The sequence below is a fragment of the Oceanimonas pelagia genome, from assembly GCF_030849025.1.
GTDB classification, from domain to species: Bacteria; Pseudomonadota; Gammaproteobacteria; order Enterobacterales; family Aeromonadaceae; genus Oceanimonas; species Oceanimonas pelagia.
Genome location: NZ_CP118224.1, coordinates 1376981 through 1403536 on the forward strand (window position 1 = coordinate 1376981; position 26556 = coordinate 1403536).

Annotated in this window: 26 protein-coding genes and 1 tRNA gene; 14 read left to right on the forward strand and 13 right to left on the reverse strand. The window is 60.2% G+C overall.

Annotated elements, in window-relative coordinates; genetic code table 11:
* Positions 1–29: 29 nt before the first annotated feature.
* Positions 30–656, forward strand: a complete 627-nt coding sequence (locus PU634_RS06515; protein ID WP_306763251.1) for a bifunctional 4-hydroxy-2-oxoglutarate aldolase/2-dehydro-3-deoxy-phosphogluconate aldolase — start codon at positions 30–32, stop codon at positions 654–656.
* A 69-nt stretch (positions 657–725) separates the two neighbouring features.
* On the opposite strand, the gene pyk is transcribed toward PU634_RS06515, so the two are convergent.
* The 4 genes from pyk to sodB form a co-directional block, all read right to left on the reverse strand.
* On the reverse strand, positions 726–2165 hold the full coding sequence (gene pyk / locus PU634_RS06520; RefSeq protein WP_306763252.1) for a pyruvate kinase: 1440 nt from the start codon (positions 2163–2165) through the stop codon (positions 726–728).
* Between the two features lie 539 nt (positions 2166–2704).
* Positions 2705–3556: a MurR/RpiR family transcriptional regulator gene (locus PU634_RS06525; protein ID WP_306763253.1), complete on the reverse strand. Its 852-nt coding sequence runs from the start codon at positions 3554–3556 to the stop codon at positions 2705–2707.
* A 354-nt stretch (positions 3557–3910) separates the two neighbouring features.
* Positions 3911–5224, reverse strand: a complete 1314-nt coding sequence (gene rimO / locus PU634_RS06530; protein WP_306763671.1) for a 30S ribosomal protein S12 methylthiotransferase RimO — start codon at positions 5222–5224, stop codon at positions 3911–3913.
* A gap of 133 nt (positions 5225–5357) precedes the next feature.
* Positions 5358–5942: a superoxide dismutase [Fe] gene (gene sodB / locus PU634_RS06535; protein WP_107853100.1), complete on the reverse strand. Its 585-nt coding sequence runs from the start codon at positions 5940–5942 to the stop codon at positions 5358–5360.
* Positions 5943–6217: 275 nt separating this feature from the next.
* Between sodB and PU634_RS06540 the strand changes: the two genes are divergently transcribed.
* Positions 6218–6556 (forward strand): Grx4 family monothiol glutaredoxin, encoded by a 339-nt coding sequence (locus tag PU634_RS06540; protein ID WP_306763254.1) that lies wholly within the window; start codon positions 6218–6220, stop codon positions 6554–6556.
* Positions 6557–6690: 134 nt separating this feature from the next.
* Here PU634_RS06540 and aguA read toward each other — a convergent pair whose 3' ends face one another.
* Together aguA and aguB are read right to left on the reverse strand one after the other, a co-directional pair.
* Positions 6691–7761 (reverse strand): agmatine deiminase, encoded by a 1071-nt coding sequence (gene aguA / locus PU634_RS06545; RefSeq protein WP_306763255.1) that lies wholly within the window; start codon positions 7759–7761, stop codon positions 6691–6693.
* A complete protein-coding gene (aguB, locus tag PU634_RS06550; protein ID WP_306763256.1) occupies positions 7761–8651 on the reverse strand; it encodes an N-carbamoylputrescine amidase in 891 nt (296 codons plus the stop codon). The genes aguA and aguB overlap by 1 nt, the downstream gene beginning before the upstream one ends.
* A gap of 131 nt (positions 8652–8782) precedes the next feature.
* On the opposite strand from aguB, the gene PU634_RS06555 reads away from it, so the two are divergent.
* Positions 8783–9685 (forward strand): LysR family transcriptional regulator, encoded by a 903-nt coding sequence (locus PU634_RS06555; RefSeq protein ID WP_306763257.1) that lies wholly within the window; start codon positions 8783–8785, stop codon positions 9683–9685.
* Between the two features lie 106 nt (positions 9686–9791).
* Here the strand turns inward: PU634_RS06555 and PU634_RS06560 are convergent, their stop codons facing one another.
* On the reverse strand, positions 9792–11114 hold the full coding sequence (locus PU634_RS06560; RefSeq protein WP_306763258.1) for a Na+/H+ antiporter family protein: 1323 nt from the start codon (positions 11112–11114) through the stop codon (positions 9792–9794).
* Between the two features lie 232 nt (positions 11115–11346).
* On the opposite strand from PU634_RS06560, the gene PU634_RS06565 reads away from it, so the two are divergent.
* Positions 11347–11952 carry a peroxiredoxin C gene (locus tag PU634_RS06565; RefSeq protein ID WP_306763259.1) on the forward strand — a complete coding sequence of 202 codons (606 nt, stop codon included), beginning with the start codon at positions 11347–11349 and terminating at the stop codon, positions 11950–11952.
* A gap of 44 nt (positions 11953–11996) precedes the next feature.
* Here PU634_RS06565 and PU634_RS06570 read toward each other — a convergent pair whose 3' ends face one another.
* Both PU634_RS06570 and PU634_RS06575 read right to left on the reverse strand, forming a co-directional pair.
* The gene (locus PU634_RS06570; RefSeq protein ID WP_306763260.1) at positions 11997–12245 is read right to left on the reverse strand and encodes a hypothetical protein; all 249 of its coding nucleotides are present in this window, start codon (positions 12243–12245) and stop codon (positions 11997–11999) included.
* Positions 12246–12408: 163 nt separating this feature from the next.
* Positions 12409–12654, reverse strand: a complete 246-nt coding sequence (locus PU634_RS06575; RefSeq protein WP_306763261.1) for a TIGR02647 family protein — start codon at positions 12652–12654, stop codon at positions 12409–12411.
* Between the two features lie 171 nt (positions 12655–12825).
* On the opposite strand from PU634_RS06575, the gene modF reads away from it, so the two are divergent.
* Positions 12826–14304 (forward strand): molybdate ABC transporter ATP-binding protein ModF, encoded by a 1479-nt coding sequence (modF, locus tag PU634_RS06580; RefSeq protein WP_306763262.1) that lies wholly within the window; start codon positions 12826–12828, stop codon positions 14302–14304.
* 67 nt (positions 14305–14371) lie between these two features.
* Positions 14372–15037 (forward strand): cupin domain-containing protein, encoded by a 666-nt coding sequence (locus PU634_RS06585; RefSeq protein ID WP_306763263.1) that lies wholly within the window; start codon positions 14372–14374, stop codon positions 15035–15037.
* Between the two features lie 31 nt (positions 15038–15068).
* Here PU634_RS06585 and rnt read toward each other — a convergent pair whose 3' ends face one another.
* Positions 15069–15743, reverse strand: coding sequence for a ribonuclease T (gene rnt, locus PU634_RS06590; RefSeq protein ID WP_306763264.1), 675 nt, complete (start codon positions 15741–15743; stop codon positions 15069–15071).
* 200 nt (positions 15744–15943) lie between these two features.
* Between rnt and PU634_RS06595 the strand changes: the two genes are divergently transcribed.
* The 3 genes from PU634_RS06595 to PU634_RS06605 all read left to right on the forward strand — a co-directional run bounded on the left by PU634_RS06595 (position 15944) and on the right by PU634_RS06605 (position 21723).
* A tRNA-Ser gene (locus PU634_RS06595) sits at positions 15944–16031 on the forward strand.
* A 627-nt stretch (positions 16032–16658) separates the two neighbouring features.
* On the forward strand, positions 16659–19952 hold the full coding sequence (locus PU634_RS06600) for a bifunctional diguanylate cyclase/phosphodiesterase (protein WP_306763265.1): 3294 nt from the start codon (positions 16659–16661) through the stop codon (positions 19950–19952).
* 112 nt (positions 19953–20064) lie between these two features.
* Positions 20065–21723, forward strand: coding sequence for an AMP-binding protein (locus PU634_RS06605; protein ID WP_306763266.1), 1659 nt, complete (start codon positions 20065–20067; stop codon positions 21721–21723).
* 154 nt (positions 21724–21877) lie between these two features.
* Here PU634_RS06605 and PU634_RS06610 read toward each other — a convergent pair whose 3' ends face one another.
* Together PU634_RS06610 and PU634_RS06615 are read right to left on the reverse strand one after the other, a co-directional pair.
* On the reverse strand, positions 21878–22852 hold the full coding sequence (locus PU634_RS06610; protein ID WP_306763267.1) for a LysR family transcriptional regulator: 975 nt from the start codon (positions 22850–22852) through the stop codon (positions 21878–21880).
* 19 nt (positions 22853–22871) lie between these two features.
* A complete protein-coding gene (locus tag PU634_RS06615) occupies positions 22872–23552 on the reverse strand; it encodes a DUF2982 domain-containing protein (RefSeq protein WP_306763268.1) in 681 nt (226 codons plus the stop codon).
* Between the two features lie 66 nt (positions 23553–23618).
* On the opposite strand from PU634_RS06615, the gene nfsA reads away from it, so the two are divergent.
* Positions 23619–24344, forward strand: a complete 726-nt coding sequence (gene nfsA, locus PU634_RS06620) for an oxygen-insensitive NADPH nitroreductase (protein ID WP_306763269.1) — start codon at positions 23619–23621, stop codon at positions 24342–24344.
* Here nfsA and PU634_RS06625 read toward each other — a convergent pair.
* Positions 24301–24777: a universal stress protein gene (locus PU634_RS06625; RefSeq protein WP_306763270.1), complete on the reverse strand. Its 477-nt coding sequence runs from the start codon at positions 24775–24777 to the stop codon at positions 24301–24303. The two genes, nfsA and PU634_RS06625, sit on opposite strands and share 44 nt — an antisense overlap.
* A gap of 139 nt (positions 24778–24916) precedes the next feature.
* On the opposite strand from PU634_RS06625, the gene PU634_RS06630 reads away from it, so the two are divergent.
* The 4 genes from PU634_RS06630 to PU634_RS06645 all read left to right on the forward strand — a co-directional run bounded on the left by PU634_RS06630 (position 24917) and on the right by PU634_RS06645 (position 26509).
* Entirely contained in the window at positions 24917–25117 is a 201-nt protein-coding gene (locus PU634_RS06630; RefSeq protein WP_306763271.1) for a hypothetical protein, read from the forward strand.
* Positions 25118–25188: 71 nt separating this feature from the next.
* The gene (locus PU634_RS06635) at positions 25189–25323 is read left to right on the forward strand and encodes a TIGR02808 family protein (RefSeq protein ID WP_306763272.1); all 135 of its coding nucleotides are present in this window, start codon (positions 25189–25191) and stop codon (positions 25321–25323) included.
* A gap of 400 nt (positions 25324–25723) precedes the next feature.
* Complete coding sequence (sixA, locus tag PU634_RS06640; RefSeq protein WP_306763273.1) at positions 25724–26236, forward strand: phosphohistidine phosphatase SixA; 513 nt, start codon at positions 25724–25726, stop codon at positions 26234–26236.
* 60 nt (positions 26237–26296) lie between these two features.
* A complete protein-coding gene (locus tag PU634_RS06645) occupies positions 26297–26509 on the forward strand; it encodes a DUF1107 domain-containing protein (RefSeq protein WP_306763274.1) in 213 nt (70 codons plus the stop codon).
* The last annotated feature ends 47 nt before the right edge of the window (positions 26510–26556 follow it).

A 26556-nucleotide genomic window follows, 5' to 3' on the forward strand; every position in this document is an offset into this window, starting at 1 on the left:
TATTATCAGAGGATGAACAACATACCGACATGAGGTCACTGACTGAGCGCATGGCGCAACTGAAAATTCTGCCGGTGATCACGCTGGACCAGGCCGAAGACATTCTGCCCCTGGGGCGCCTGCTGCACGACAGCGGCCTGCCGGCGGCTGAGATCACCTTTCGCTCCGCGGCCGCTGCCGAGGCCATTCGCCTGTTGCGCCGGGCTCATCCGGCCATGCTGATTGGGGCCGGTACCGTGCTCAATCGGGAGCAGGTACAGGCGGCGAAACAGGCTGGAGCCGATTTTGTGGTGGCGCCGGGTTTCAATCCCACCACGGCGCGCGCCTGCCGGGAGCGGGACATGCCCCTGATCCCCGGGGTCAACAATCCCAGTACCATAGAGGCGGCACTGGAAATGGGCCTGACCACGCTCAAGTTCTTTCCGGCGGAAGCCTCCGGCGGCGTCAATATGCTCAGGGCATTGCAAGGTCCCTTTGGCCGGCTTGATTTCCTGCCCACCGGAGGCATTAACGCCGGCAACATTCGCGACTACCTGGCCCTGCCCGGAGTGATCGCCTGTGGCGGCTCCTGGATGGTGGACAAGGCATTGGTCAATGCCGGCAACTGGGAGGAAATCGGTCGTTTGACCCGGGAAGCGGTGGCCCTGGTGCGATAAGGTAGCGCGAAGCCACAAAAAGGCCGGGCGATATGCCCGGCCTTTTGCCATCACGGGAGTAAGAACATCTTACTCGACGGTGAGGATCTTGCAGGTGTTGGTGCTGCCCACCACTTCCATCATGTCGCCGTGGGTCAGCAGGACCAGATCGCCGCTGTTGACATAGCCGGACTGCTTCAGGGTGGCAATGGCCTCACGGCAGATTTCGGAGATGTTTTTGCTCTCGTCGGCCTTGAAGTACACCGGGGTGACACCGCGGTACAGGTTGGTCCAGGACAGGGTCTTTTCTTCCTGGGACAGGGCGAAGATCGGCAGGCCGGAGCTGATGCGGGACAGCAGCAGCGGGGTGGTGCCGGAGTGGGTCAGGGCCACAATGGCCTTCACACCCTGCAGGTGGTTGGCGGCATACATGGTAGACATGGCCACGGTTTCTTCCACCGAGGTGAAGGTGAAGTTCATGCGGTGGTTGGACACATTGATGCTGGGGTGCTTTTCGGCGCCCAGGCACACCTCGGCCATGGCCTTGACGGTTTCCACCGGGAACTGGCCGGCGGCGGTTTCGGCGGACAGCATTACCGCATCGGTGCCGTCGAGCACGGCGTTGGCCACGTCCATGACTTCGGCCCGGGTGGGCAGGGGCGCGGTGATCATGGACTCCATCATCTGGGTGGCGGTGATCACCACCCGGTTCAGGCGGCGGCTGGTGCGGATCAGCTTCTTCTGGACGCCCACCAGCTCGGGATCACCGATTTCCACACCCAGGTCACCCCGGGCCACCATCACGGCATCGGAGGCCAGGACCACGTCTTCCATGGCGGCATCGGTGGCGACGGCTTCGGCGCGCTCCACCTTGGCCACCAGCTTGGCATTGCTGCCGGCGGCGCGGGCCAGCTCACGGGCGATGCGCATGTCTTCACCGGTACGGGGAAAGGACACGGCCAGGTAGTCCACGCCGATCTTGGCGGCGGTCTTGATGTCTTCCTTGTCCTTGTCGGTCAGGGCCGGAGCGGACAGGCCGCCGCCCTTCTTGTTGATGCCCTTGTTGTTGGACAAGGGGCCGGCCACGGTGACTTCGGTCAGCACCTTGTTGCCTTCCACGCCTTCTACCCGCAGCTGTACGCGGCCGTCGTCGAGCAGCAGAATGTCGCCGTTTTTCACGTCCCGGGGCAGCTCTTTATAGTCGATGCCCACGCTCTGCTGGTTGCCTTCACCCTTGGGCAGGTCGGCATCGAGCACGAACTTGTCACCGAGGTTCAGCTGGATTTTGCCGTCCTTGAAGGTGGAAACACGGATCTTGGGTCCCTGCAGATCGCCCAGAATGGCCACGTGCTTGCCCAGTTTCTTGGCGATGGCCCGTACCTGGTTGGCACGGTTCATGTGATCTTCCGGGGTGCCGTGGGAGAAGTTCATACGAACCACGTTGGCACCGGCGGCAATAATGCCTTCGAGGTTGTTGTCACGGTCGGTGGCCGGGCCCAGGGTGGTCACGATCTTGGTGCGTCTTAACATGAGAGACTCCAATTGGAAGAAAGAATGAATACGATGGAAAAAACAGGATTGTGCATCAGGCCGGTCGGCCGTTGCCGGAAAAACGGTCGGAAAGTGTCGGCAGTCAGGGGGGGTACGGCGGCATTACGGGCCGAAACTGACGAATTATGAAAAGGCCATGGGTTGCTCACGGTCCGACACATCATCCTTGGTTTATGAAATTGTTATCGATGATAACCGAAGCCATGGCAAAAGTGTAGACGGGATCACAAAAATGCCGGGGTTTTCACTCGCTCTTGATCGCGGTCAAGGCGTCTCGTTCAGCGGCGCTATTTTAATCTGCCGGCGTATGTCAAATTAATGAAATAAAAAGGAAATATTCATTAATCCGACAGAGGGGGCGACGTACGGGGCAGGCGGTAATAATACAGGTTGTTTGTTTTTTGTTCGCAATTATCAGGGGAGGTTGTCACGGGTTGGCTGTAACATTTCCCGCCGCGAATTAACATGACGGCGCCGAGCCGGACCAGGGGCCCGGCTCAACAGGCGGAAAGAGGGCGTCAGTAATGCGGGCCGTCGAAGCGGGAGTTTTTGATGCCTTCCTTTACCTTTTTCAGGTTCTCCCGGAAGCGGGCGCCCCGGCGCAGAATAAAGCCGGTGGCCAGTACGTCGATCAGTACCATCTGGGCCAGTCGTGAGGCCATGGGCAGGTAAACGTCGGTGTCTTCCGGGACGTCCATCGACAGCACCACGCTGCATTCACGGGCCAGGGGTGAGTCCCTGGCGGTCAGGCCGATGACCACGGCGTCGTTCTGACGGGCCAGCTGGGCCACTTCCACCAGCGCCTTGGTGCGGCCGGTGTGGGAGATCAGCACCACCACGTCCCCCTCGGTGCTGGCGATGCAGCTCATGCGCATCATCACCACGTCGTCAAAGCACAATACCGGCACGTTGAAGCGAAAGAACTTGTTCATGGCGTCGTGGGCCACGGCGGAAGAGGCACCGAGGCCGAAGAACGACAGCTTGCGCGCCTGGGTCAGAATATCCACGCAACGGTTCACCGCCTGAGGATCCAGGCTGTGGCGTGCCGAGTCGAGACAGGCCATGCTGGACTCGAAGATCTTGGCGGTGTAGGACTCGGGACCGTCGTCTTCTTCCACATGGCGGTTCACGTAGGGGGTGCCGTTGGCCAGGCTCTGGGCCAGGTGCAGCTTGAAGTCGGGAAAGCCCTTGGTGTCGAGGCGGCGACAGAAGCGGTTGACGGTGGGCTCGCTGACGTCGGCCAGCTTGGCCAGCGCCGCGATGCTGGAGTGAATGGCGGTCTGGGGCGAGGCGAGGATCACTTCCGCCACCTTGCGTTCCGACTTGCTGAAACTGTCGAGATTTTTGGTAATTTTTTCCAATGTATTCATCTGAACTTCCGGCTCAGTGAGGCGGGCAGCCGCCGCCCCGAATAATGCAAAACAACGGATACACTATACAGGACAAGTGATTGGCGTAAGAGCCCTGCCATACCAAAGTATGATGACAACCTGAAAAAATTACTTGATGGGCGAAAAAAAAGCCAACAAAACTGTAGTTAAACAACAAATGAAATGAATTGACGACAGCCACAGCTACAAAAAAGCCCCGTTATCCGGGGCCGATGTCTAATTTTTCCGTCATGCCCGCGAAGGCGGGCATCCAGTGAATGCCGCACAAGTTTAAACCTGTGCAATCATCATGGACTCCCGCCTTCGCGGGAGTGACCCATGCTCAATAGCCGATCAGGCCAGTTCGGCCCAGAGATCATACTCGTCGGAGTGGGTGACGGTGGCGGTGACCATGTCGCCGGGCTTGAGACCGGTTTCTCCGTTCAGGTACACCAGGCCGTCGATCTCCGGGGCATCGGCGCTGGAGCGACCGATGGCGCCTTCTTCGTCGACTTCATCGATCAGCACCTGAATGGTCTTGCCCACCTTCTGCGCCAGGCGACGGGTGGAGATTTGCTGCTGCAGCGCCATAAAGCGCTCATAGCGTTCCTGCTTGACCTCTTCCGGCACCGGATCGGCCAGCTCGTTGGCGCGGGCGCCTTCCACCGGGCTGTAGGTAAAGCAGCCCACCCGATCCAGCTCGGCCTGCTCGATAAAGTCGAGCAGCATCTGAAAGTCTTCCTCGGTCTCGCCGGGGAAGCCCACGATAAAGGTGGAGCGAATAGTGAGCTCGGGGCAGATTTCGCGCCAGCGGCGAATGCGTTCCAGGGTGCGTTCCACCGCACCGGGGCGTTTCATCAGCTTGAGAATGCGCGGGCTGGCGTGCTGCATCGGAATGTCCAGGTAGGGCAGCAGCTTGCCGTCGCGCATCAGCGGAATCAGGTCGTCCACATGGGGGTAGGGGTAGACATAGTGCAGGCGCACCCACACGCCCATCTTGCCCAGCTCTTCGCACAGGGCCTGAATGTGGGTCTTCACCGGCATGCCGCTGGCAAAGCCGGTTTTGTGCTTCACATCCACACCGTAGGCGGAGGTGTCCTGGGAGATCACCAGCAGCTCCTTGACCCCGGCATCCGCCAGCCGGCCGGCCTCGGCCAGCACGTCGCCGATAGGGCGGCTGTCCAGATCGCCGCGCATGGACGGAATAATGCAGAAGGTGCATTTGTGATTGCAGCCTTCGGATATTTTCAGATAGGCATAGTGCTTGGGGGTCAGCTTGACGCCCTGCTCGGGCACCAGGTTGACAAAGGGGTTGTACTCCGGACGCGGCACATAGCGGTGCACGTGTTCCAGCACCTGCTCGTAGGAGTGGGGGCCGGTGATTTCCAGCACCTTGGGGTGCACTTCACGAATTTGATCTTCCTTGGCACCCAGACAGCCGGTGACGATGACCTTGCCGTTTTCGTTGAGGGCCTCACCGATGGCTTCCAGGGATTCCTGTACGGCGCTGTCGATAAAACCACAGGTATTGACGATCACCATATCGGCATCATCGTAGGAAGGCACCACATCATAACCTTCGATACGCAGTTGGGTCAGAATACGCTCGGAGTCGACCAGGTTTTTCGGGCAGCCGAGAGACACAAAGCCGATACGGGGAACAGACATACTCACTAGAATGAACTCACTTTGAAGAACGAATACAAGAAAGGGCGCATTTTACACCGGGGCAGGTTGATTAAAAAAGCCCCAATAACAAAAACACCCCGGCGGGCCGGGGTGTTTGACGCGTGAAGAAAACTTACTTGGCGAAGTTTTCTGCCACGAAGTCCCAGTTGACCAGGGCCCAGAAGGCTTTCACATAGTCGGGACGCACGTTGCGGTAATCGATGTAGTAGGCGTGCTCCCACACGTCACAGGTCAGCAGGGGAGTCAGGCCTTCTTCGGTCAGCGGGCAGCCGGCGTTGGAAGTGTTCACCAGGCCCACGGTGCCGTCGGCCTTTTTCACCAGCCAGGTCCAGCCGGAGCCGAAGTTGGTCACGGCAGACTTGGTGAACTCTTCCTTGAAGGCGTCGAAGGAGCCGAAGGCGGCCTTGATGGCATCGGCCAGGGCGCCGGTGGGCTCGCCGCCACCATTGGGAGACAGGCAGTTCCAGTAGAAGGTGTGGTTCCAGACCTGCGCGGCGTTGTTGAAAATACCGCCGGTGGAGGTCTTGATGATGTCTTCCAGAGACTTGCCTTCGAACTCGGTGCCGGGAACCAGGTTGTTCAGGTTAACCACATAGGTGTTGTGGTGCTTGCCGTGGTGATATTCCAGGGTTTCCTGGGAGATGTGCGGCTCCAGCGCGTTCTTGGCGTAAGGCAGTGCGGGAAGTTCAAATGCCATTGTTCAATTCTCCATTTTTATATGCCGGGTGAGCCCGGCGAAGACATTGCTGCTTTTTCTTCTTTCTGTGACGGTTACGACCGCTATCAGCATAGTCGCAGACCGCTAAACTGCTGACAGAATTGTAACAGTTTGCCCATGAATGAAACAACAACAGCTTTTGTGCGGGTACCGTGCCACGGTGGCGAGGCGGTGCAATTAATCGGTTGCGGCCCTTGAGACCGGGAAGGGATGCAGTAGAATGAAGCCTTCAGCAACTTTCGTCCGGAGTGGTCATGGACACCATTGAAAAAATCAAAACCCAGATCAGCGAAAACCCGATTCTGCTGTACATGAAGGGATCTCCCAAGTTTCCGAGCTGCGGTTTTTCCGCCCAGGCGTCCCAGGCCCTGATGAACTGCGGCGAGCCCTTCGCCTACGTGGATATTCTGCAAAACCCCGAGATCCGCGCCGAGCTGCCCAAATACGCCAACTGGCCGACTTTTCCCCAGCTGTGGGTGGAAGGGGAACTGATCGGCGGCTGCGACATCATCATTGAAATGTTCCAGCAGGGCGAGCTGCAGACCCTGATCAAGGAAACTGCCGCCAAATACCCCAAGCCCGAGCAGGCCTGAGCGCAAAAAGGCAGGCGCCTGCCTTTGTATTGATATCGTCATGCCGGCCCTGGGCCGGCATTTTTTCAGGTGCAGCTCGAACGCTGTCAGAGTGAAGATGCCGGGGCGAAGCCCGGCATGTGGCGATATCGCCTTTAAACCGCCGGGATCTGCTGGGTAATGCAGTGAATATTGCCGCCACCGAGCAGAATTTCCCGCGCCGGTATGCCCACCACTTCCAGCTCCGGGAAGATGGTTTCCAGCCGGGACTGCGCCTCACCGTCGGTGCGCGAGTCCAGCAGCGGAAACAGCAGCCGGCCATTGGTGATGAGAAAGTTCACATACGACGCCGCCAGCCGCTCGCCGGCCGGGCGTGGCACCCCGCTGCCGCTGGCCACGCCGGCGGCTTCCTCGTCGCTGATGTACAGCGGGCCCGGTTGGGGCAGCAGCCACACCTTGAGCTTGCGGCCTTTGGCATCGGTGGCGGAGCTCAGCACTTCAAATGCCGCCTGGGTACGCACATACTGCGGATCCTGCGGGTCGTCGCAGCCGTGCAATATCACTTCACCCGGGCGGGCGAAACAGGCCATGTTGTCGATATGGCCGTCGGTTTCGTCCATGTACACCCCTTCGTCCAGCCAGATGAAGGTGGTCACCCCGAGGGTATCGCGCAGGTGCTGCTCGATCTCGGCCTGGCTCAGGTGCGGGTTGCGGTTGGGGTTGAGCAGGCATTCGCGGGTGGTGAGCAGGGTGCCTTCGCCGTCCACATGAATGGAGCCGCCTTCCAGCACCAGCGGGCTTTCCACCGCCGCAATGCCATGCTGGGCCAGCATGGCTTGCGCCACCGCCTGATCCCGATCCCAGGGGGAATAGAGGCCGCCATGGTCACCGCCCCAGGCGTTAAAGCGCCAGTCAATGCCCTTGATGCCACCCTGGCCGTCTACCACCACGGTGGGACCGGTATCCCGGGCCCAGGCATCGTCACTTTCAATCTGCACCAGAGTCACCGCCGCCGGCATGGTGGCGCTGGCCTTGTCCATTTCCGCCGCCGGCACCGCCATAAACACCGGCGTCACCTTTGAGATGGCCTCGGCCAGCCCGGCAAAGGTGGCCTGGGCCGGGACGCCGTTTTCCCGCCAGTTGTCGGGGCGGTGGGGCCAGATCATCCACACCGCCTGCTGGGGCGCCCACTCGGCGGGCATGTAAAAGCCCTTGAGTGCGTCCATCAGCGGCCTCCGCTCTGTTTGCCGTCTGAAGTCAGCAGGGTCTGGTACATGGCCGGGCGGCGATCCCGGAACAGGCCCCAGCTGGCGCGGGTTTTGGCAATCTCCGCCAGATCGAAACTGTGCACCAGCACGCACTCACTGGTCTTGTCGGCCTGCTGCACCAGCTCGCCGAACTGATCGGCAATAAAGGACGAGCCGTAGAAGGTGATTTCCAGGTTGTCGTGGTACTTGCTCTGCTCGGTGCCGATGCGGTTGGAGGCGATCACCGGCACCAGGTTGGCGGCGGCATGGCCCTGCTGGGTGCGGGTCCAGTGGGGCTGGCTGTTAATGCTGGCGTCCTGGGGCTCTGAGCCGATGGCGGTGGGGAAGAAAATCAGCTCGGCCCCCAGCAGCGCCAGGCTGCGGGCGGTTTCCGGGAACCACTGATCCCAGCAGATGCCCACGCCGATTTTGGCATAGCGGGTCTGCCACACCTTGAAGCCGGTGTCGCCGGGGGTAAAAAACTGCTTTTCCTGGTAGCCGGGACCGTTGGGAATGTGGGTCTTGCGGTACAGATCCAGCACGGCGCCGTCGGCGTCGATCACCACCAGGGAGTTGTAATAGGCATTGCCGGCGCGCTCAAAGAAGCTCAGCGGCAGCACCACTTCCAGCTCCTTGGCCAGCGCCTGAAAATGGGCAATCAGCGGGCTGTTGTCCACTTCCTGAGCCAGGGCAAAGTGCTCCGGGCTTTGATCAATGCAGAAGTAGGGCGCTTCAAACAGCTCCTGAATAAGAATGATCTGGGCGCCCTGACCGGCGGCCTGGCGCACCAGCTTTTCGGCGCGGGCGATGTTTTCGTCTCGGTTCCAGCTGCAGGCCATCTGGGTGGCGGCCACGGTTACCATGCTCATATCAAGGCTCCTTGTATCGGGTTCAAACAACCGGTGCGGTGCGCCGGTTCGGATTGTGTTGAGTCTGCGGCTTGCCGGCTCATCCATCAAATGAATAATATTAATTTTATTATCCATGGCGTGAATTATGTATGAAGCTTCATCAACTCGATCTTAATCTGTTGCTGGCCTTTGACGCCCTGATGAGCCAGCGCAACGTCACCCGGGCGGCACAGCAGTGTTTTATCAGCCAGCCGGCCATGAGCCATGCCCTGAACCGGTTGCGCCAGTTCTTTGAAGATCCGCTGCTGGTACGCAGCGCCACCGGCATGCAACCTACCCAGCGGGCCCAGAGCCTGCATCAGGCGGTGCGCCGGGCGCTGACCCTGCTGGAGCAGGAACTGGGGCGGGAAGAACATTTCGAGCCGGCCAGCTCCCGCCGGCGTTTTGTGATCAGCACCACCGACTATGTGGAGTGTGTGCTGATCCCGCCACTGATTAACCGGCTGAAGACCCTGGCGCCCGGGGTACGCATTGAAATCGACATTCTGCGGGATCAACTGCCCGAGGCGGCGCTGGCCAATGGCGAGGTGGATCTGGTGCTGGGGTTTGATGAATATATGAAGGTACCGGCGTCGCTGTGCACCGAGACCTGGCTGACCGAGCCCCTGGCGGGAGTGGTGGCCGCCGATCATTCTGAAGTAGGGGATGCGTTGACGCTGACGCAACTGACCGCGCTGCCCCATGTGTTTCACTCGCCTCTGGGGACCCGGGAGGCCAGCATCGATACCTGGCTGGCAGAGCAGGGGCTGAAACGGCAGATTTCGGTGAACAGCCAGAGTTACATGTCGGCGGCGGCCATCGTGGCGCAAAGCGATCACCTGTTGGTGCTGCCCAGCAAGGTGGCCGGCCTGCTGGCCGGCGCCTGGCCGTTAAGAAAGGTGGCGCTGCCGGCCACGGCGCCGGTCTATCACCTCAACTGCGTCTGGCACCCGCTGCACGACCGTCAGCCCGCCCTGCAATGGTTGCGGGAACTACTGCGCTCGTTGATTTGAATTGACGGTGAGGTGTGAGGGGGAAGGGTTAAAGGGGTGAAAACCACTGTGCCGGGCAAAGGCCCGGCACAACTGATGGCTGACAGCTTACCGCTGAAAGCTCTTCTTAAAGTACCATGGCCGCCAGCCAGCCAAAGCCAATCAACGGAAGGTTGTAGTGCAGGAAGGTCGGTACCACCGAATCCCAGATATGATCGTGCTGGCCGTCGGCATTCAGGCCAGAAGTGGGCCCCAGCGTCGAGTCGGAGGCGGGCGAGCCGGCATCGCCCAGGGCGCCGGCGGTGCCGATAATGGCCAGGGTAGCCAGAGGTGAAAAGCCCAGCGACATGCACAGCGGCACGTAAATGGGGGCGATGATCGGAATGGTGGAAAACGACGAGCCAATGCCCATGGTGATCAGCAGGCCCACCACCAGCATGGCCAGCGCCGCCAGCGCCTTGTTGTCGCCCAGCACGCTGGCCACCGCCTGCACCAGGCTGCCAATGCCATCGGTGGCCTTGATCACGGCGGCAAAGCCGGCGGCGGAGATCATGATAAAGCCGATCAGCGACATCATCTTTACCCCCTGAGTAAAGGCGTCCTGGCTTTCCCGGAACCTGATCACCCCGCCCATGGTGAAAATCACAAAGCCCACCATGGCGCCGAGAATGATGGAATCGCTGTACAGTTGCAGGCTCAGCGCACTGGCAATGGCCACCACCGCAATGCCAATGTGCAGCGGGTTGATTTGAATGTGCTCGGGCTCTACCGCGATGATCTTGCTTTCATCGTAGCGGCGGGGCTTGCGGTAGCTGATAAACAGCGCCACCAGCAGCCCGAGGAACATGCCGCCCACCGGAATGCCCATGGCCAGGGGCAGCATGCCCTTGGTGGCCTCAACGCCGTTTTCTACCAGGTTGGCCAGCAGAATGTTGTTGAGAAAAATGCCGCCAAAACCCACCGGCAGCAGCATGTAGGTGGCGGTCAGACCAAAGGTGAGCACGCAGGCCACCGCCCGGCGGTCCAGCTGCAGCCGCGCCATCACGTGCAGCAGCGGCGGCACCAGAATGGGAATAAAGGCGATGTGAATGGGGATCAGGTTCTGGGACGACACCGCCGCCAGCAGCAGGGCACACAGCAGCACCGCCTTGATCCACAGCACCCGGCCCTGGCTGGCGTCCTGGCCGAGGGCACGAATAATGCGTACCGCCAGCAGATCGGTAATGCCGGAGCGGGAAATGGCCACCGCAAAGGCGCCGAGCATGGCGTAGCTGAGGGCGATGGTGGCGCCGCCGCCCAGGCCATCGGCAAAAATTTTGGCAGTGTCGGTCAGCGACAGGCCAGCCACCAGGCCGCCCACCAGGGCGCTCAGCGCCAATGAGATCACCACGTTGATGCGCAGCAGGCTCAGCACCAGCATCAGAGACACGGCGATGACAACGGGATTCATGGAATATCCTTCAGGTTTTTACAAAAAAAGAAGCGGGTAGTTTGCAAATTGAGCCGGGAATGTCGAGCATTATTTTGTTTTTGTCCCCGGCGGGTTGTTTTGTTTGTTTTTTGAGCAGGTGACGGGGCTTGTCTGCCTTGCCCCTTGGGTTTGTCGATGGGCACCCATATAATATCTGACTGATTCGGTATGGTTTTAAAAAACCGTTCTGTTAAAACCCAAGGAGATAAAAATGAGCGTACTGGTAGGCCGTCAGGCACCCGACTTTACCGCTGCCGCCGTGCTGGGCAATGGCGAAATCGTTGAGAACTTCAACCTCAAGGAATTCACCAAGGGCAAAGCCGCCGTGGTGTTCTTCTATCCGCTGGACTTCACCTTTGTGTGTCCTTCCGAGCTGATCGCCTTCGATCACCGTTTTGAAGAGTTCCAGAGCCGTGGTGTGGAAGTGATTGGTGTGTCCATCGACTCTCAGTTCACCCACAACGCCTGGCGCAACACCGCCATCGACAAGGGCGGCATCGGTCAGGTGCGTTATCCGCTGGTGGCCGATGTCAAGCACGAAATCTGCCAGGCCTATGACGTTGAGCATCCGGAAGCCGGTGTGGCCTTCCGCGGCTCTTTCCTGATCGACGCCAACGGCGTGGTTCGCCACCAGGTAGTGAACGATCTGCCCCTGGGCCGTAACATCGACGAGATGCTGCGCATGATCGATGCCCTGCAGTTCCACGAAGAGCACGGTGAAGTGTGCCCCGCCCAGTGGGAAAAGGGCAAGGCCGGCATGCAGGCCTCTCCGGACGGTGTGGCCAGCTACCTGTCTGAAAACGCTGCCGGCCTGTAAGGCGACCGTACAGCACGACAATGCCGGCATGATGCCGGCATTTTTTATGGCTGCTGTTGGCTTATTTCCACCCCGGGGCCGCCCAGGTCATCGGCCGCGTGCAGCGGGGTGGGCTCGGTTACCCCCCATATCAGCAGCAGTGCAGCCATCGCCACCGTGCTCATCAGCCACGACAACGGCCTGTGCAGCAGCGACGTGCTCTGTACGTCGTCCCGCAGGGTACGGCAATGAATGCAACGCTTGTGATGGGCAAAAAACGGTTGGCCGCATTGCTCACAATGGATCAACGACATATCCCGATTCCTTTTTTATTGTTCGTATGGCTCTCTTCCCCGACGGCAATATTATCCGCAGGTGGTATTTTGAACAATTTTAAAAAGGACTCAAATGATTATTTTGTGATCGCGCTGGCGTAATTGTGAGCAGGTGAGGGCGGCCGGGCCGCCCGTTACCCCATCAGGCGGGCGTGGATTCCTTGAGTAGGCCCAGCATGATTTGAGCGTGCTCGGCGGTTTCACGACCCAGCTCGGTCAGGTAGCCGCCATCGGGCTGGGTGATCAGTCCTTTTTCGTGCAGGCGCGCGGCGGCCTCGATCAGGCCGGGGCTGGCATCGTGGTGCACCTTGATGCCCTGCTGAGTGGTATCGAGATTGAAATGCAACAACAGGTTGAGTTCGTCCATCAGTGCCGGGTGATAGCGCATGGGCAGTCCTTTAGCGAGTGAGAAACACCTGTCACGTTAGCCTGTTATGACGCCGGGGAGTGAGGCGCGGGTCACAATTACCGAGTCGACCGGGTCTTTTTCGGGCTTGCATCCGGCAGCCCGGTTGCGGATTATGTGAGTTTTGTCACAACCACCAAGGAACATGCCCGCATGAGCGCCATTTGTATCAAGGACGCCCGTTTTGCCATCAGCGATCGTCATCAGTTGCACATTCCCGAACTGAGCCTGGCCGGCGGCCAGTGCTGGGCCTTTGTGGGGGCCAATGGCAGCGGCAAAACGGCACTGGCCCGGGCCCTGGCGGGGGAGCTGAAGTGCCTGGAAGGCCAGGCCGGGCACCACTTTTCCCGTGTAGAATGGGTATCGTTCGAGCAGCTTCAGCAACTGGCGGACCGGGAGCGGGACGAGGATGAGAGCGATCTGCTCGACGTTCAGGACGACGGTCACAGCGCCCGCCAGATTATTCTTGAGGGCGGTAATGACAAGGCCCGGCTTGAGGCGCTGGCGGCGCGCTTTGGCATCACCGCGCTGCTGGATCGCGGTTTCAAGTACCTTTCTACCGGTGAAACCCGCAAGGTGCTGCTGTGCCGGGCGCTGCTGAGCCAGCCCGAGCTGTTGGTGCTCGACGAGCCCTTTGACGGCCTGGACGCCCATTCCCACGAGGGCCTGATGGGACTGCTGGCCGAGCTGGTGGCTGCCGGCCAGACCCTGGTGCTGATCGTTAATCGCTTCGAAGAGCTGCCCGGCTTTGCCAGCCATCTCGGCATGCTGGCCGAATGCGAGCTGATCCAGGCCGGCCCGCGGGAAGCGGTGAGCGCCTCGGTCGAACTGCAGCAGCTCCACCACCTGGCGGCGCTGGAAGCCTGCACGCGCGCCCTGCCGCCGGCGGATCCGGACGCCGAGCGCCGGGAGCTGGACACCGTAACGCCGCGCATTGTGATGCGTGACATTCAGGTCAGCTATGGCGACAAGGTGATCCTCAATGGCCTCAACTGGCAGGTAAATCCGGGGGAGCACTGGCAGGTAATGGGCCCCAACGGCGCCGGCAAGTCTACCCTGCTGAGCCTGGTCACCGGCGATCACCCCCAGGGCTACAGCAACGATCTCACCCTGTTTGGCCGGCGCCGGGGCAGTGGTGAGACCATCTGGGACATCAAGCAGCACATCGGCTACGTCAGCACCACCATGCAGCAGGACTACCGGGTGACCGCCACGCCCAAAGCGGTGATCCTGTCGGGCTTTTTCGACTCCATCGGCGTGTATCAGCAACCCGGCGATGCCCAGCTCAAGCTGGCGGATCAGTGGCTGGCGCTGCTCGGCATGGAGCGGCTGGCCAACGAGCCCTTCCGTAATCTTTCCTACGGCCAGCAGCGGCTGCTGCTGATCGCCCGGGCCATGGTCAAGCATCCGCCCATTCTTATCCTCGACGAGCCGCTGCAGGGGCTGGATACCTTTAACCGCCACTGGGTCAAACGCTGGATCGATCTGCTGGTGGCCGAAGGCGGCACTCAGTTGCTGTTTGTGTCTCATCATCCGTCGGATGCTCCCTCCTGTATCAGCCACCGGCTCAGCTTTGTGCCTGACGGCGAGGGTGGTTACCGCTACCTTGGTGAGGCGCTCAACAAGGCTTGACCCGAAACAAGGACGGGGTCAGGATGGGGATCCCACTTGTTCGTCGGGATGTTGACCGATGCTGAATATGGACTTTTCTCAAGCTGTGACCCTTCCCTATCAGGCTGAACGCTGGCAACCGTCGCCGGCCGCCGGCGTGTGGCGTTATCCGCTGGAGCGCGAAGCCGCAGAAAGCGGCCATGTGACCAGCCTGGTGCGGTTTGAGCCGGGGGCGGCGTTTCCTGAACATGCCCATCCCCTGGGTGAGGAGTTCTGGGTGCTGGAGGGCACCTTTTCCGATGAAAATGGCGATCACGCCGCCGGCAGCTATGTACGCCATCCGCCGGGCAGCCGGCACCGGGCCTTCAGCCGGGAAGGCTGCGTGATTTTCGTCAAGCTTAACCAGTTCGAGCCCGCAGACGATGCCGTTCGTGTGGTGGTGGAAAAGCAGGGGCTCTGGCTGACTGGCGAGCACGGCTTTCGCCGGCTGGCACTGCACCGTTATGGCGGGGTCAACACCAGCCTGCTGGAATTTGCCGAGGGCGGCCGTTTTCCTGCCTGCTGCTACCGGGACGGACTGGAGATCCTGGTGCTGGAAGGAGAGCTGAGCGATGGCAGTGCGCGTTTTGGCGCGCGCAGCTGGCTGCGTCTGCCACCCATGTCGGTGCCGGCGCTGCAGGCCAGTGGCCATACCCGGCTGTGGGTGCGCACCGGCCACCTGACCAGGGCGCGGCCGGTGAGCCAGGTCATGTAGGCAAACAGCCCGCCGGATGGCGGGCTGTTTGTTATGGCTGCGGCTCGGGCTCGCCGAAGTCCGGCGTGTCGGCGGGCGCGGGGGGCCAGCCGCCCAGCAGCTTCCAGCGGTTGACGATGGTGCAGAACAGCTCGGCGGTCTTGCGGGTATCGTACAGGGCGCTGTGGGCTTCCTTGTTGTCAAAGCTCATGCCGGCGGCACGGCAGGCCTTGGCCAGCACCGTCTGGCCCAGGGCCAGGCCGGCCAGGCTGGCGGTGTCAAAGGTGGCGAAGGGGTGAAAGGGGTTGCGCTTGAGCTCGGCGCGCTCCGCCGCCGCCATCACGAAGCCGTGGTCGAAGGAGGCATTGTGGGCCACGATCACCGCGCGCTGACACTGGTTGGCCTTGATGCCCTTGCGCACCCCCTTGAAGATGTGCTCGAGCGCTTCCCGCTCGGTTACGGCGCCGCGCAGGGCGCTCCAGGGGTCGATGCCGGTAAATTCCAGCGCCGCCGGCTCCAGATTGGCTCCCTCAAAGGGAGTAACATGAAAATGAAAGGTCTGATCCGGACTCAGCCAGCCATTTTTGTCCATTTTCAGAGTGATGGCGGCAATTTCCAGCAGGGCGTCGGTGCGGGCATTAAAGCCGCCGGTCTCCACGTCGATCACCACCGGGTAGTAGCCTCGAAAACGCTCGTGTAGCTGATTTGCTGACGTTGTTGCCGTCATGTTGTTCCTGTCGCTGCAAAAAATGGTCGTTCATTATGCCAGAACCGGCCGCTATCGTCGCCCGCCACGGGGGTAAGCCAAACGAATGGCGTAATAATGCGCAAACGAAACGCACGGTCAGAAAAAGGGGTTGCACCCGGCGCCGGCCTTGCCTACTATACGCCCCGCTGCCGCGGCATGGTCCGACAGCAACAAAATCTGGTGAGGTGTCCGAGTGGCCGAAGGAGCACGCCTGGAAAGTGTGTATACGGAAACGTATCGAGGGTTCGAATCCCTCCCTCACCGCCAAACAAGATAAGCCCTTGATTCTTAACGGATTCAAGGGTTTTTTCGTTTCAGAACCCAGGCCGCCTTTCACCGATTGGTACAGAAGGGTGGTACAGAATGAGCGTCGTCGTACCCCCTGACGCCGTCTATCCCCCGGGGGCGCAGTCCGTCTCCACCGCTCCGCTCAAGGCGACATTTTCAACCTCAGGGTTTTACCTGCGAGGGCGTGCCCCTTGGCATTCCATGGCGCCATTTTTACCAGACTGGCCTGCTTTTTGCTGTGGTGAACGGCGTGAATGCAAAGCAAAGGGTGAATACCTTGCAAGGAGCCGGGAGCGTACATTATGGAAACGGACTGGGTAGAGCGGTGCTTGTGGCTGTTGTTGGCGTTGAATGTTTTGTTCATGTTGCTGTACGAGGGTTTCTGAGCATGGCCAAAAAGCCGGCTGCGTCAAAAAAACGTAACCGATGATCCCTGCCCGGGGGGAGCCATCGTCAGGGAATGACCGAATATCCGCCATTCGCACCGGCAGAGCCGCTTGTCGGTAAAAAGCGCCTTCGTTTTTATGGCAATATGGCCGCCTTAATCCATATGGAGCCCCGTTTCACCGGGGCACAGATGCGGAATCCTGCTCGGGAAGGTGGCTGGTGAGTGATGTATTACTGATGTCCCTGCAACGCGGACATCACCGGGAGGTGATCAAGGGCTGCTGCTGGATTGTCCTGCTGGCGCTGATCATGGGCTTGTCCCAGTGGTTGCCCCTGTTTCGGCGTGTCGAGTTCCTGATCGGCTATGTGCCGCTGAACATCATTTTCGAGATTTCGGCCTTCGCCATTGCCATGATGATTTTTGGCATGGCCTGGGTGACCCAGCGCTACCGGCCATCGCTGCAGACCCTGGTGATCGGCGTCGGGTTTCTGGGCATTGGCCTGCTGGACCTTTCCCATGTGCTGTCCTATCGGGTGCTGCCAGACTTTGTGACCGCCAATACGCCGGAGAAAGCGATCAATTTCTGGCTGGCGGCGCGCACCCTTACCGCCGCCATTCTGCTTTATGTGGCCTTTTTGCCTGCCCTGATGGAAAAACGGACCCGACCCCACCAGCGCAGGGGGCTGCTGCTGCTGATGCTGGCCCTGGTGGCGCTGGTGCATGTCTGGTTTCTGCTGTTTCCCGGCCATGTGCCCGACACCTATGTGGTGGGGCAAGGGCTGACCGATTTCAAGGTGCACTTTGAGTATGGAATTATCGGTGCCCATGTGCTGGCGGCACTGGGGATGGCCAATCGTTACCGCAGCGAAGGATTTGTCAGCCATCTGTATCTGGCCGTGTCTGCCATCATCATGGCCATGGCCGAGCATTTTTTTACTATTTACGTCGATTTTACCGACGTCAACAACATACTGGGCCACCTTTACAAAATCATTACCTTTGGCTTTCTGTACCGGGCGCTGTTCCGGGAGATGGTGTACGAGCCCTATCAGTACCTGCGTGATACCCGCTCCCGGTTGCAGGCTACCATGGAGGCACTGCCCGACTCCCTGCTGGAGGTGACCCGGCAGGGGGACATTCTGTCGGTGCATGCCGGTGGCGTCAGCCATCCGCTTCCGGCCCGGCGGCTGCGGCCCAACACCAATGTACGTGACTGGTTGTCGGTGCCGGCCGCGGCGGTATTTTTTGACGCCCTGCACACCTCCGCCCGGAAAGGCGTGGCCCATGACATTCGCATTCAGGCGGACACGGAAACCGGCCCTTGCCATCTGAGCCTGTCGGTTTCCACCAAGCAAAATGAAGGTGCCGGCAGCTTTCTGGTGCTGTTTCGCGATATCAGCCAGCAGGCGGCAAACGAGCGGCGCATTCTGCATGAAACCCACTTGAACAGTGCCCTGTTGTTGCTCAATAACCTGGCCCTGGAGCGCAATGAGCCACAGTTGCTGGCGCGTGCTGCGGAGCAGGCGGCCCGGCTCACCGCCAGTGGCGGGGCGCTGATCCACCTGGGGGCCTACCGGGGCGGCCTGCTTGAGAGCCCTGTCGAGTATGGGGCGCAGGGATTTCAGCGGACATGGCACGGCACGCCACCCTGGCAGCAGGCCGCCGACAGCGGGCAGCCGGTTGACTGGCACGAACAGGGTGGTGGCATCAGCCTGCCGGTGCAGAGCCAGGGTGACACCTGCCTGGTGATCAGCGTGTTCGGCAACCGCGGCGGTTACGGCGAGCAGGAGCGGGACACCCTTCACATGCTGGCCAGCACCCTGTGGAGCCGGCTCAGTCAGTGTCGGCAGCACCGCACCATTCAGTTGCTGTCAAAGGCGCTGGAGCAAAATCCCTACCCGGTCATCATTACCGACGCCGAAGTGCGCATTCAGTATGTGAACCGGGCCTTTACCCGGGTCAGCGGCTATGCCGCCGAGGAAGTGATGGGACGCAATCCGAAAATGCTGAAATCGGGCAAGACCGACCGCAAGGTATATGCCGATATGTGGACCACTCTTCACCGGGGTCAGCCGTGGCGGGGGGAGCTGATTAACCGTTGCCGCAACGGCAGCCTGTATGTGGAAAGCGCCTCCATCTACCCCATCAGTGACGAGACCGGCAGGGTGATCAATTATGTGGCCCACAAGGAAGACATTACCCAACACCGGGAAAACGAGGAGCGGCTGCGTCAGCTGTCCCAGTTCGATCAGCTTACCGGAGTGCTTAACAAGCATGCCTTTGAACAGCAGCTGATGCAGCAGATGGCCCGGGCCCGCGGCCGGGGTGAGGGGTTGTCGTTGCTGTGGCTGGACCTGGACAATTTCAAATCGGTCAATGACACCCTGGGCTATGTGGCCGGCGACGAACTGCTGGTGGAGATTTCCAACCGCCTGAGAAACCAGCTGGCCCCGGGCAGCCTGATCGGCCGGCCCGAGGGCGACAGTTTTGTACTGGCGGTGGAGGGCAATGAACAGGAAGCGGTGGCCCTGCTGGCCGAACGGCTCCTGTTGCATGTACAGGAGCCGGTGATCCTGCACGACAATTCCCTGTCGCTCAGCACCTCCCTTGGCATCGCCACCTTTCCCCACGACGGCGGCAATGCCGTGGAACTGTTCAAGGCGGCGGAGCTGGCCATGTACAAGGTCAAGCAGGACGGGCGCAACGGCCTGCGCTTTTATGCGCCGGAAATGCAAAAACACAGCGAGCGGGCGCTGGCGCTGGCCACGGCCCTGAAAAATGCCATTGCCAACAACGAGCTGGCGCTGGTTTTTCAGCCCCAGCTGGACTTGCAGCATCATTGCCTGATCGGCGCCGAGGCCCTGTTGCGCTGGCGCCATGCCGAGTGGGGGGTTGTGTCGCCGGCCGAGTTTATTCCCCTGGCGGAGCAGAACGGCCTGATCGTGAGCATTGGCTGGTGGATCATCGACCGGGTGCTGGAGCAGCTGGCGGCCCTGCAGCGAGCGGGCAGGGCGGAGCTGTCCATTGCGGTGAACGTATCGGCGGTGCAGCTGGTGCAGCCGGACTTTGTGACCGAACTGCAGGCCCGGGTTGCGGCCAGCGGTGTGCCCGCCGGGGCCCTCGACCTGGAGCTGACCGAGTCGGTGGCCATGGTTAACCCGGAAGAAACCGGCGAGAAAATCGCCCGCCTCAGCGCCGCCGGGTTCCGCATTTCCATTGACGACTTCGGTACCGGCTATTCCTCCATGAGCTATCTCAAGCGTTTTTCGGTGGACAAGATCGACAAGTCCTTTATCGACGAGGTCACTCACAACCACGAAGACAAAACCATCGTCAATGCCATTATCCACATGGCCCGCAACCTGGGCATGACCACCATTGCCGAAGGGGTGGAAACCGAGGAGCAGCGGAATACCCTGCAACGCAAGGGCTGCGATGCCATTCAGGGCTACTGGTACAGCCGCCCGCTGCCGCCGGAAGAGTTTGCGGCCTTTGTGGCGGCGCACCGGTAATGGAGGGTTTTATCAGTCGTATCAGTCACCTGGAGGCCACAAATATTGTCGGCATGAAACAATGTTTGCAATACTTGCCATTGTGGCTCACTCATCCGTAACAAGGAATGTTATGAATACTTCCGACCGCACACTGCCGTTGCAAATGCTGTATCACTGGGCCGGGCAGCGCCCGGATGAAATTTACCTGCGTCAGCCAAGAGAGGATCACTGGCACGAGCACAGCTGGGGCTCGGTGCTGGAAATGGCCGCCCGGCTGGTGGCGGGGCTGCGCCGGCTTGGCCTGAAGCCGGGAGACAAAATCGCCCTGCTGTCAAAAAACTGCGCCGAGTGGTTTATCTGCGATTTTGCCCTGCAGATGGGGGGCTACATCAGTGTGCCCATTTACCCCACCGCCGGCGCCGACACCGTGCGCTATGTGCTGGAGCACAGTGAAAGCCGGGCGCTGTTTATCGGCAAGCTGGATGAGCCGGCGGCCCAGGAGCCGGGTATTCCCGAGGCGCTGATCCGCCTGGCCATGCCCTATGCCACGCCCATGGAAACCCACCATCACTGGGACAGCCTGCTGGTGCACGAGCCCGTAAACGAGCGGCCGGTGCCCGCCGCCGACACCCTGATGACCCTGGTGTATACCTCGGGCAGTACCGGCAAGCCCAAGGGGGTGATGATCACGCACGGTGCCTATGCCGCCGCCTGTCGCGGCATACTGGAAACCACCGGGCTCAACGCCGAGGACCGGGCCTTTTCCTATTTGCCACTGGCGCACATTACCGAGCGGGTGTATGTGCTCGGCGCCAGCCTTTATGCCGGTGCCCAGGTGGGCTTTGCCCACAGCCTGACGACCTTTGTCGATAACGTGAAAACCATTTCACCCACGGTATTTATTTCGGTGCCGAGGCTCTGGACCAACTTTCGCAGCGGCATTCTGGAAAAGGTGCCCGAGCCAAAACTGAAGCTGTTGCTGCGTATTCCGCTGCTGTCTGGGCTGGTCAAGAAGAAAATTCGGGCTGGGCTCGGGCTTGACCAGGCACGCATTCTCGGCTGCGGCTCGGCGCCGGTGGCACCTTCACTGCTGCGCTGGTATGAAAGGCTCGATATGCCCATCACCGAGGCCTGGGGCATGACCGAGAACCTGGCCTATTCCACTCTCAACTATCCGTTTCGCTCCGACAAGATTGGCACCGTGGGCAAGGCCGGGGTCGGGGTGGAGATCCGCATTGCCGACAACGGCGAAATACTGTGCCGCTGCGACGGCATGATGCAGGGCTATTACAAGAATGAGGAAGCCACCCGCGAGGCGCTGCGGGATGGCTGGCTGCACACCGGCGATCGGGGCAGGCTGGACGGAGACGGTTACCTCAGCATTACCGGCCGGCTCAAGGATGCCTTTAAAACCGCCAAGGGCAAATACGTACTGCCCGTGCCCATAGAAGCCATGCTGATTGAAAACAGCCTGATCGAGCAGGTGTGCGTGGTGGGCAGCGGCCAGGCCCAGCCCATGGCCCTGGTGCAACTGGCCGAAGGCTGTGCCGGTCAGGACCGGGAGCGGCTGGCAAGTGTCCTGTCGGCCACCCTGGGGCACATTAACCGCAAGCTGGAGAGCCATCAGCGCCTGGGCGGCATACTGATCATGAAAACGCCCTGGACGGTGGAAAACGACATTCTGACGCCCACGCTCAAAATCAAGCGACACCTGCTGGAGCAACAATACGGCGATCTGGATCAGCGCTGGCCGGAGGGCCAGAGCATTGTGTGGGAGCAGGAGCTGTGAATTGATTATTTCAAAAATGGAACAATCACATATTTCGTTTTGCAAAATAACCGCTAATTAACACCGGAAGCCTGTGTTACCGTGTGTTCAGCTTACTTAGTATCTTTTGTTAGTGGAGTCGGGCAGGAATGGATCCTGCCCATTTTTTTGTCCGCTATTCCTGCTTTCCGTTCCCGAGTTTGCCTTCGCCGCCCGTGACCCAGGTTGAAGCCAGCCGGCTGCGCATGTGCTGATCGATAAACTCGATAAAGGTGTTCAGTCGCACCGGGGCCAGCTCGCGGTTGTGATACACCATGTGAAAGGGCCGTTTTCCCCCCTGCCAGGCGGGCAGCACCGGCTGCAACAAACCCGCCTCGGTGTAATGGGCCACATAGTGGCGGGGCACGTTGACAATGCCCAGCCCGCGGATGGCAGCCTTGACCGCCGCCTGCATCTGGTTTACCGACAGGCGCGGCACCGGTTTAAGGTGAAAACGCCGGCCCTGGCTGTCGGTCAGCTGCCAGTTGCGGTGCGGCCAGCACTGAATGATGTGGTGCTGATCCAGCTCTTCCGGGCTGTGCAGATCGCCTTTTTGCGCCAGGTAGCCGGGGGCGGCAAACAGGCCATACTGCACCTCGCCCAGCTGGCGCGAACGCAGGCTGGAGTCGGGCAGTTCGCCGCTGAAAAATACCACATCCAGATCGGTGTCGAGCAGGCTGGTATAGTCGTTGCTCTGCAGCAGCTCGATGCGAATTTGCGGATACTGCAGGCAGAACTCGGTAATGCCGTCCATCAGAAAGGTGTTGGAGATGGCGATGGGCGCCGCCACCTTGATCAGGCCACTCATGGTCTGGCTCTGCCCCTGAATATCGCCGGTCACCTGCTCCATTTCACTGAGCAGGGGATGGAGGCGCTCGTAGTAGCGCCGGCCTTCCTCGGTCAGTTGCAGCTTGCGGGTGGTCCGGCTCAGCAGCTTGCAGCCCAGGGCCTGCTCCAGCGCGGAAATCCGCCGGCTGAGGGTGGCGGTGGGCATGCCCAGCTGGGTGGCGGCATGGGAAAAGCCGCCCTGTTGCACAACCTTGACGAAAAGATAAAGGGCGTCGAGATGTTTCATGGTGGTGCCGGTCGGGGAGTAAAAGCCAGGCTGCATTGTGCCTGCTTGTGCCGGCTCAGGAAAGAGGAGCGGCCCGCTCGGCAAGATAGTGGCGCAGCAACTGTACAAAGTCGCGGGTGTCCCGGTCCAGGCTGGACTCGTGCACCAGCAAATCATAACCATAGAGCTCGCGCAGATGGCTCATGCGGTGGCCCAGCATGGCGGCCAGCCCTTGGTAATGCCGGCCAGCGGCGGAGCGGTAGTGGTTGTCTTCGATCAGCCAGTCATGCAGCCGGCTGCGGTCGATGGCACCATAGCGCACACCCATGGCAAGCAGCGGCCGCTGCTCGGTCAGCAGGTGTACAATGAGCCTGGGTGTCATCAGCGGCAGAAATTCGTCATAATCCCGTATCTTGATGCCCACATAGGGCAACGACACCAGCTCCAGGCCACTGTTTACCCTGGGCTGGTCGATGCGAATGATGTTGTTCCAGTGCAGGCTCCAGCCACCGATGCGGTGGTGAAAATGCAGGTTGTCTGCGCTCAGTGAAAAGCTGTACACCGGCTCGCGCAGCTTGAGCAGCCCCAGCACCAGGGTGACCACACACACCAGCAGTAAAAACACCAGCACCAGCCGGGCGCTGTCTCCCAGCCAGTAAAGCAGGGGCAGCAACATCAGTATGCCGGCGCCGCCGGCCAGGATCAGGGTGGGGCCGTGGCGGCGCGACATGGGTTCAATGTGCCGGGTTTGCTGCATGTGGCTTTTCAATTCCCGTGGGTTTCCTTATGGTGATGATACACAGACCGAACGCAAGAGGTGAACATGTCAGCCGCCATCGAGGTGATGCGCAACCACAGATCCATTCGCAAGTTTACCGACGAAGCCATTGCCCCCGAACAGCTTCAGGCCATCATGGCCGCCGCCCAGTCGGCGTCCAGCTCCAGCTTTTTGCAGGCCTCCAGTGTAATACGTATTACCGACAGTGAGCTGCGCCGGCAGGTCATGGTGCTGTGCGGCGAGCAGGCCTATGTGGCCGGTGCCGCCGAATTCTGGGTGTTCTGCGCCGATTTTCACCGTCACCTGCACTGGGTGCCGCACGCCCGAACCGGCTTTGCCGAACAGTTGCTGATCGGCGCCATCGACACCGCATTGATGGGACAAAACGCCATCACCGCTGCCGAGTCGCTGGGGCTGGGGGGCGTGTTTATCGGTGCGGTGCGCAATCAGCCGCACCGGTTGTGCGAACTGCTGGCGTTGCCTCAGGGGGTGATCCCCCTGTTTGGCCTGTGTCTGGGGCATCCGGCTCAGGATCCCGAGCCCAAGCCACGGCTGCCGGCTGCGCTGGTGTTTATGGAAAACCGCTACCAGGCCGAGCCGGATGAGGCGAAAATGGCCGAATACGATGCGCAGGTGCGCCGTTACTACCAGACCCGCACCGGTGGCAACAAGGACATGACCTGGACCGGGCAAATCGCCGCCACCCTGGCCCGTGAGGCCCGCCCCTTTATGCTTGATTTTCTGCGGCAGCAGGGCTTCTGTCTGCGCTAGCCTCGTTGTCGAGCTTGACCACCAGCAGGTCACAGTCGCTGATATCAAGAAAGCTGGCGCTGTTGGAAAACAGGTGCCCCCAGAAGCGGTGATGGGGGCGGTGACCGCAGATGAGCAAATCGGCACCGGCTCGCTTTACCGCCAGGCGCACCGCCTGGCGTACATCGCCACTGGGCAGGGAAATGCTGCTCACCTGTCGTTGTGCCTCCTGCAGCAGCCGCATCAGCTCGTGGCCGCTTTCCAGCCGAAGCTTCATTTTCAGCTGACGCAGATCCATGTTCAGGCTGCCCACATACACTCCGCTCAGATCAGGCTCCACATGTACCAGGTGCAGCTCCGCCTGGTTGCTCTCGGCCAGATCTGCCGCCCGCCTGAGCAGGGGCTTTTCCCTGTGATTGAGCTCCAGCGCTACCAGAATGTTGCGATAGGGCATACACGCCTCCTGCCAGATAATGACCGGGCCTGTTGGCCGGGTGCGTCATTAGTTCAAAGAATAGAACAAACAGTGTACCGCCAGCGGCTGACACAGGGCAGGAAAACTGTGTTAAAATTCGCCACCCAGGAGGTTCATCATGTACGTTGCCGTTATTCTGCTGGCCCTGTTGAGCGGGCTGCTGTTTTACATCGCCGCCCTGCAAAGTGCCTTGCCCCCGCGTCGCTGGGCCATGCTTGGCTGCCTGTTTGGTCCGGCCGTGCTGCCCATGTTCATGGCGCGCCGGCGCTGGTTGCTGGTGTGTGCCCGGGGAGGGCGTTACGCGCTGTTGCGGGCCTGATTGATCCCGCTCAAGCCTTCTGTTCACCTTGTTGCTACACTCGCTGACGTGGTGTTGTTTGGAGCGGAATTATGAGTGCATTGGAAAAACTGGTGTGGAACGTGCTGGGTTATGCCGCCATGCCGTTAATCTTTCTGTTTGGTTTTATTGCGGTGTCGGTGGCGGCCTGCCTGATACTCATGTGGCTTGACAAGCGCCGGGGATGAGCCTTTGTTGACCGAGATCAAGGGGCGCTCCCGCCAGTGGAGTAACCTTGGTCGGTGTTGACGCCACGTCAGCAGACTGAGGCTCACCGGGGGTGAACTCAGATTCTGGTTTCTGTTCACTCGTTAATTTACTGGCCCTTGGCGGCCAGTTTTTTTTTGAACCGTCATCAAAACGTCACCGGATCCGGGCAGCATGACGGCTGCTTGGGTTTTGGCCAATTGGCATGACGGCTGAACGATTAATGTCACCGCAATGTTCTATATATGTTATAAGAGTGATAACCAAATCGAGGGCTCAGCCGGCTGTTTAAAGAGTGAGCTGGATCCTTGAGCGACACGAGTCGCAGGGGTATGATGCCCGCCATTTTTAAAGGCGGGTTCGCCTGAAGGTGAGGTGGAGATGAACATCTTTATCATGCGTCATGGTCAGGCAGCGCCACAGGCGTCGAACGATGCGTTGAGGCCGTTAACCGAGCAGGGATGCGAAGAAGTATGCCTGATGGCGCAGTGGCTGGCGCCACAGGTGCCGGTGTTCGACCGGGTGCTGGTCAGCCCGTATGTGCGCAGTCAGCAAACCTGGCAGCAGATGTCCCGTTTTATTCCGGGCATTCAGGTGGACGATTGCAATGAGCTGACGCCCGACACCGATGCCGACCTCACCGCCAGCCTGATCCTGGCCTATTGCGAGCCGGAGCGGGAGGGCAACCTGTTGGTGGTCAGCCACATGCCTCTGGTGGGTTTTCTGATTGAAAGCCTGTGTCCGGGTACCCTGGCACCGATTTTCGTGACCGCCGGAATTGCCAGGATCACCCTGGAAAAGGGGCACGGTGGTTTGTTTAACTGGCTGGAGGGACCGCACAGTGTCCGTACCCAGCATGCAGGAGCCTGGCCGTTATGCGGTACCACAGGCTGAATGATTCAACTAACAACAAAATATGAAACATGAGCACAGATAAAAAGGCAGGGGTGAGAAATGCGAATCTTTAACAAGTATCAGCCTTTGTTGATCGCCAAATACGTTAAAACCTTCTTCAAGGGCAGGCTCTACATTCACGGCCGTGGCGCCTACAGCTACGCCCGGGGCATGCTGATCATGCCCGAGCAGGCCGATGACCGCCACCGCAAGACGGTGAGTGAAATCAACCGGCTGATCGGTCAGCTGAACTCACCACAACCCGCCGCCTGAGCAGGGCGTATACGGGATCTTGCGACAAGGCCGGGCATTTGCCCGGC

Bases quoted from the DNA above. Each gene is read 5' to 3' on its own strand.
- PU634_RS06515 (WP_306763251.1), top strand. From the start codon at position 30: ATGAGGTCACTGACTGAGCGCATGGCGCAACTGAAAATTCTGCCGGTG.
- pyk (WP_306763252.1), bottom strand. From the start codon at position 2,165: ATGTTAAGACGCACCAAGATCGTGACCACCCTGGGCCCGGCCACCGAC.
- PU634_RS06525 (WP_306763253.1), bottom strand. From the start codon at position 3,556: ATGAATACATTGGAAAAAATTACCAAAAATCTCGACAGTTTCAGCAAG.
- rimO (WP_306763671.1), bottom strand. From the start codon at position 5,224: ATGTCTGTTCCCCGTATCGGCTTTGTGTCTCTCGGCTGCCCGAAAAAC.
- sodB (WP_107853100.1), bottom strand. From the start codon at position 5,942: ATGGCATTTGAACTTCCCGCACTGCCTTACGCCAAGAACGCGCTGGAG.
- PU634_RS06540 (WP_306763254.1), top strand. From the start codon at position 6,218: ATGGACACCATTGAAAAAATCAAAACCCAGATCAGCGAAAACCCGATT.
- aguA (WP_306763255.1), bottom strand. From the start codon at position 7,761: ATGGACGCACTCAAGGGCTTTTACATGCCCGCCGAGTGGGCGCCCCAG.
- aguB (WP_306763256.1), bottom strand. From the start codon at position 8,651: ATGAGCATGGTAACCGTGGCCGCCACCCAGATGGCCTGCAGCTGGAAC.
- PU634_RS06555 (WP_306763257.1), top strand. From the start codon at position 8,783: ATGAAGCTTCATCAACTCGATCTTAATCTGTTGCTGGCCTTTGACGCC.
- PU634_RS06560 (WP_306763258.1), bottom strand. From the start codon at position 11,114: ATGAATCCCGTTGTCATCGCCGTGTCTCTGATGCTGGTGCTGAGCCTG.
- PU634_RS06565 (WP_306763259.1), top strand. From the start codon at position 11,347: ATGAGCGTACTGGTAGGCCGTCAGGCACCCGACTTTACCGCTGCCGCC.
- PU634_RS06570 (WP_306763260.1), bottom strand. From the start codon at position 12,245: ATGTCGTTGATCCATTGTGAGCAATGCGGCCAACCGTTTTTTGCCCAT.
- PU634_RS06575 (WP_306763261.1), bottom strand. From the start codon at position 12,654: ATGCGCTATCACCCGGCACTGATGGACGAACTCAACCTGTTGTTGCAT.
- modF (WP_306763262.1), top strand. From the start codon at position 12,826: ATGAGCGCCATTTGTATCAAGGACGCCCGTTTTGCCATCAGCGATCGT.
- PU634_RS06585 (WP_306763263.1), top strand. From the start codon at position 14,372: ATGGACTTTTCTCAAGCTGTGACCCTTCCCTATCAGGCTGAACGCTGG.
- rnt (WP_306763264.1), bottom strand. From the start codon at position 15,743: ATGACGGCAACAACGTCAGCAAATCAGCTACACGAGCGTTTTCGAGGC.
- PU634_RS06605 (WP_306763266.1), top strand. From the start codon at position 20,065: ATGAATACTTCCGACCGCACACTGCCGTTGCAAATGCTGTATCACTGG.
- PU634_RS06610 (WP_306763267.1), bottom strand. From the start codon at position 22,852: ATGCAGCCTGGCTTTTACTCCCCGACCGGCACCACCATGAAACATCTC.
- PU634_RS06615 (WP_306763268.1), bottom strand. From the start codon at position 23,552: ATGCAGCAAACCCGGCACATTGAACCCATGTCGCGCCGCCACGGCCCC.
- nfsA (WP_306763269.1), top strand. From the start codon at position 23,619: ATGTCAGCCGCCATCGAGGTGATGCGCAACCACAGATCCATTCGCAAG.
- PU634_RS06625 (WP_306763270.1), bottom strand. From the start codon at position 24,777: ATGCCCTATCGCAACATTCTGGTAGCGCTGGAGCTCAATCACAGGGAA.
- PU634_RS06630 (WP_306763271.1), top strand. From the start codon at position 24,917: ATGTACGTTGCCGTTATTCTGCTGGCCCTGTTGAGCGGGCTGCTGTTT.
- PU634_RS06635 (WP_306763272.1), top strand. From the start codon at position 25,189: ATGAGTGCATTGGAAAAACTGGTGTGGAACGTGCTGGGTTATGCCGCC.
- sixA (WP_306763273.1), top strand. From the start codon at position 25,724: ATGAACATCTTTATCATGCGTCATGGTCAGGCAGCGCCACAGGCGTCG.
- PU634_RS06645 (WP_306763274.1), top strand. From the start codon at position 26,297: ATGCGAATCTTTAACAAGTATCAGCCTTTGTTGATCGCCAAATACGTT.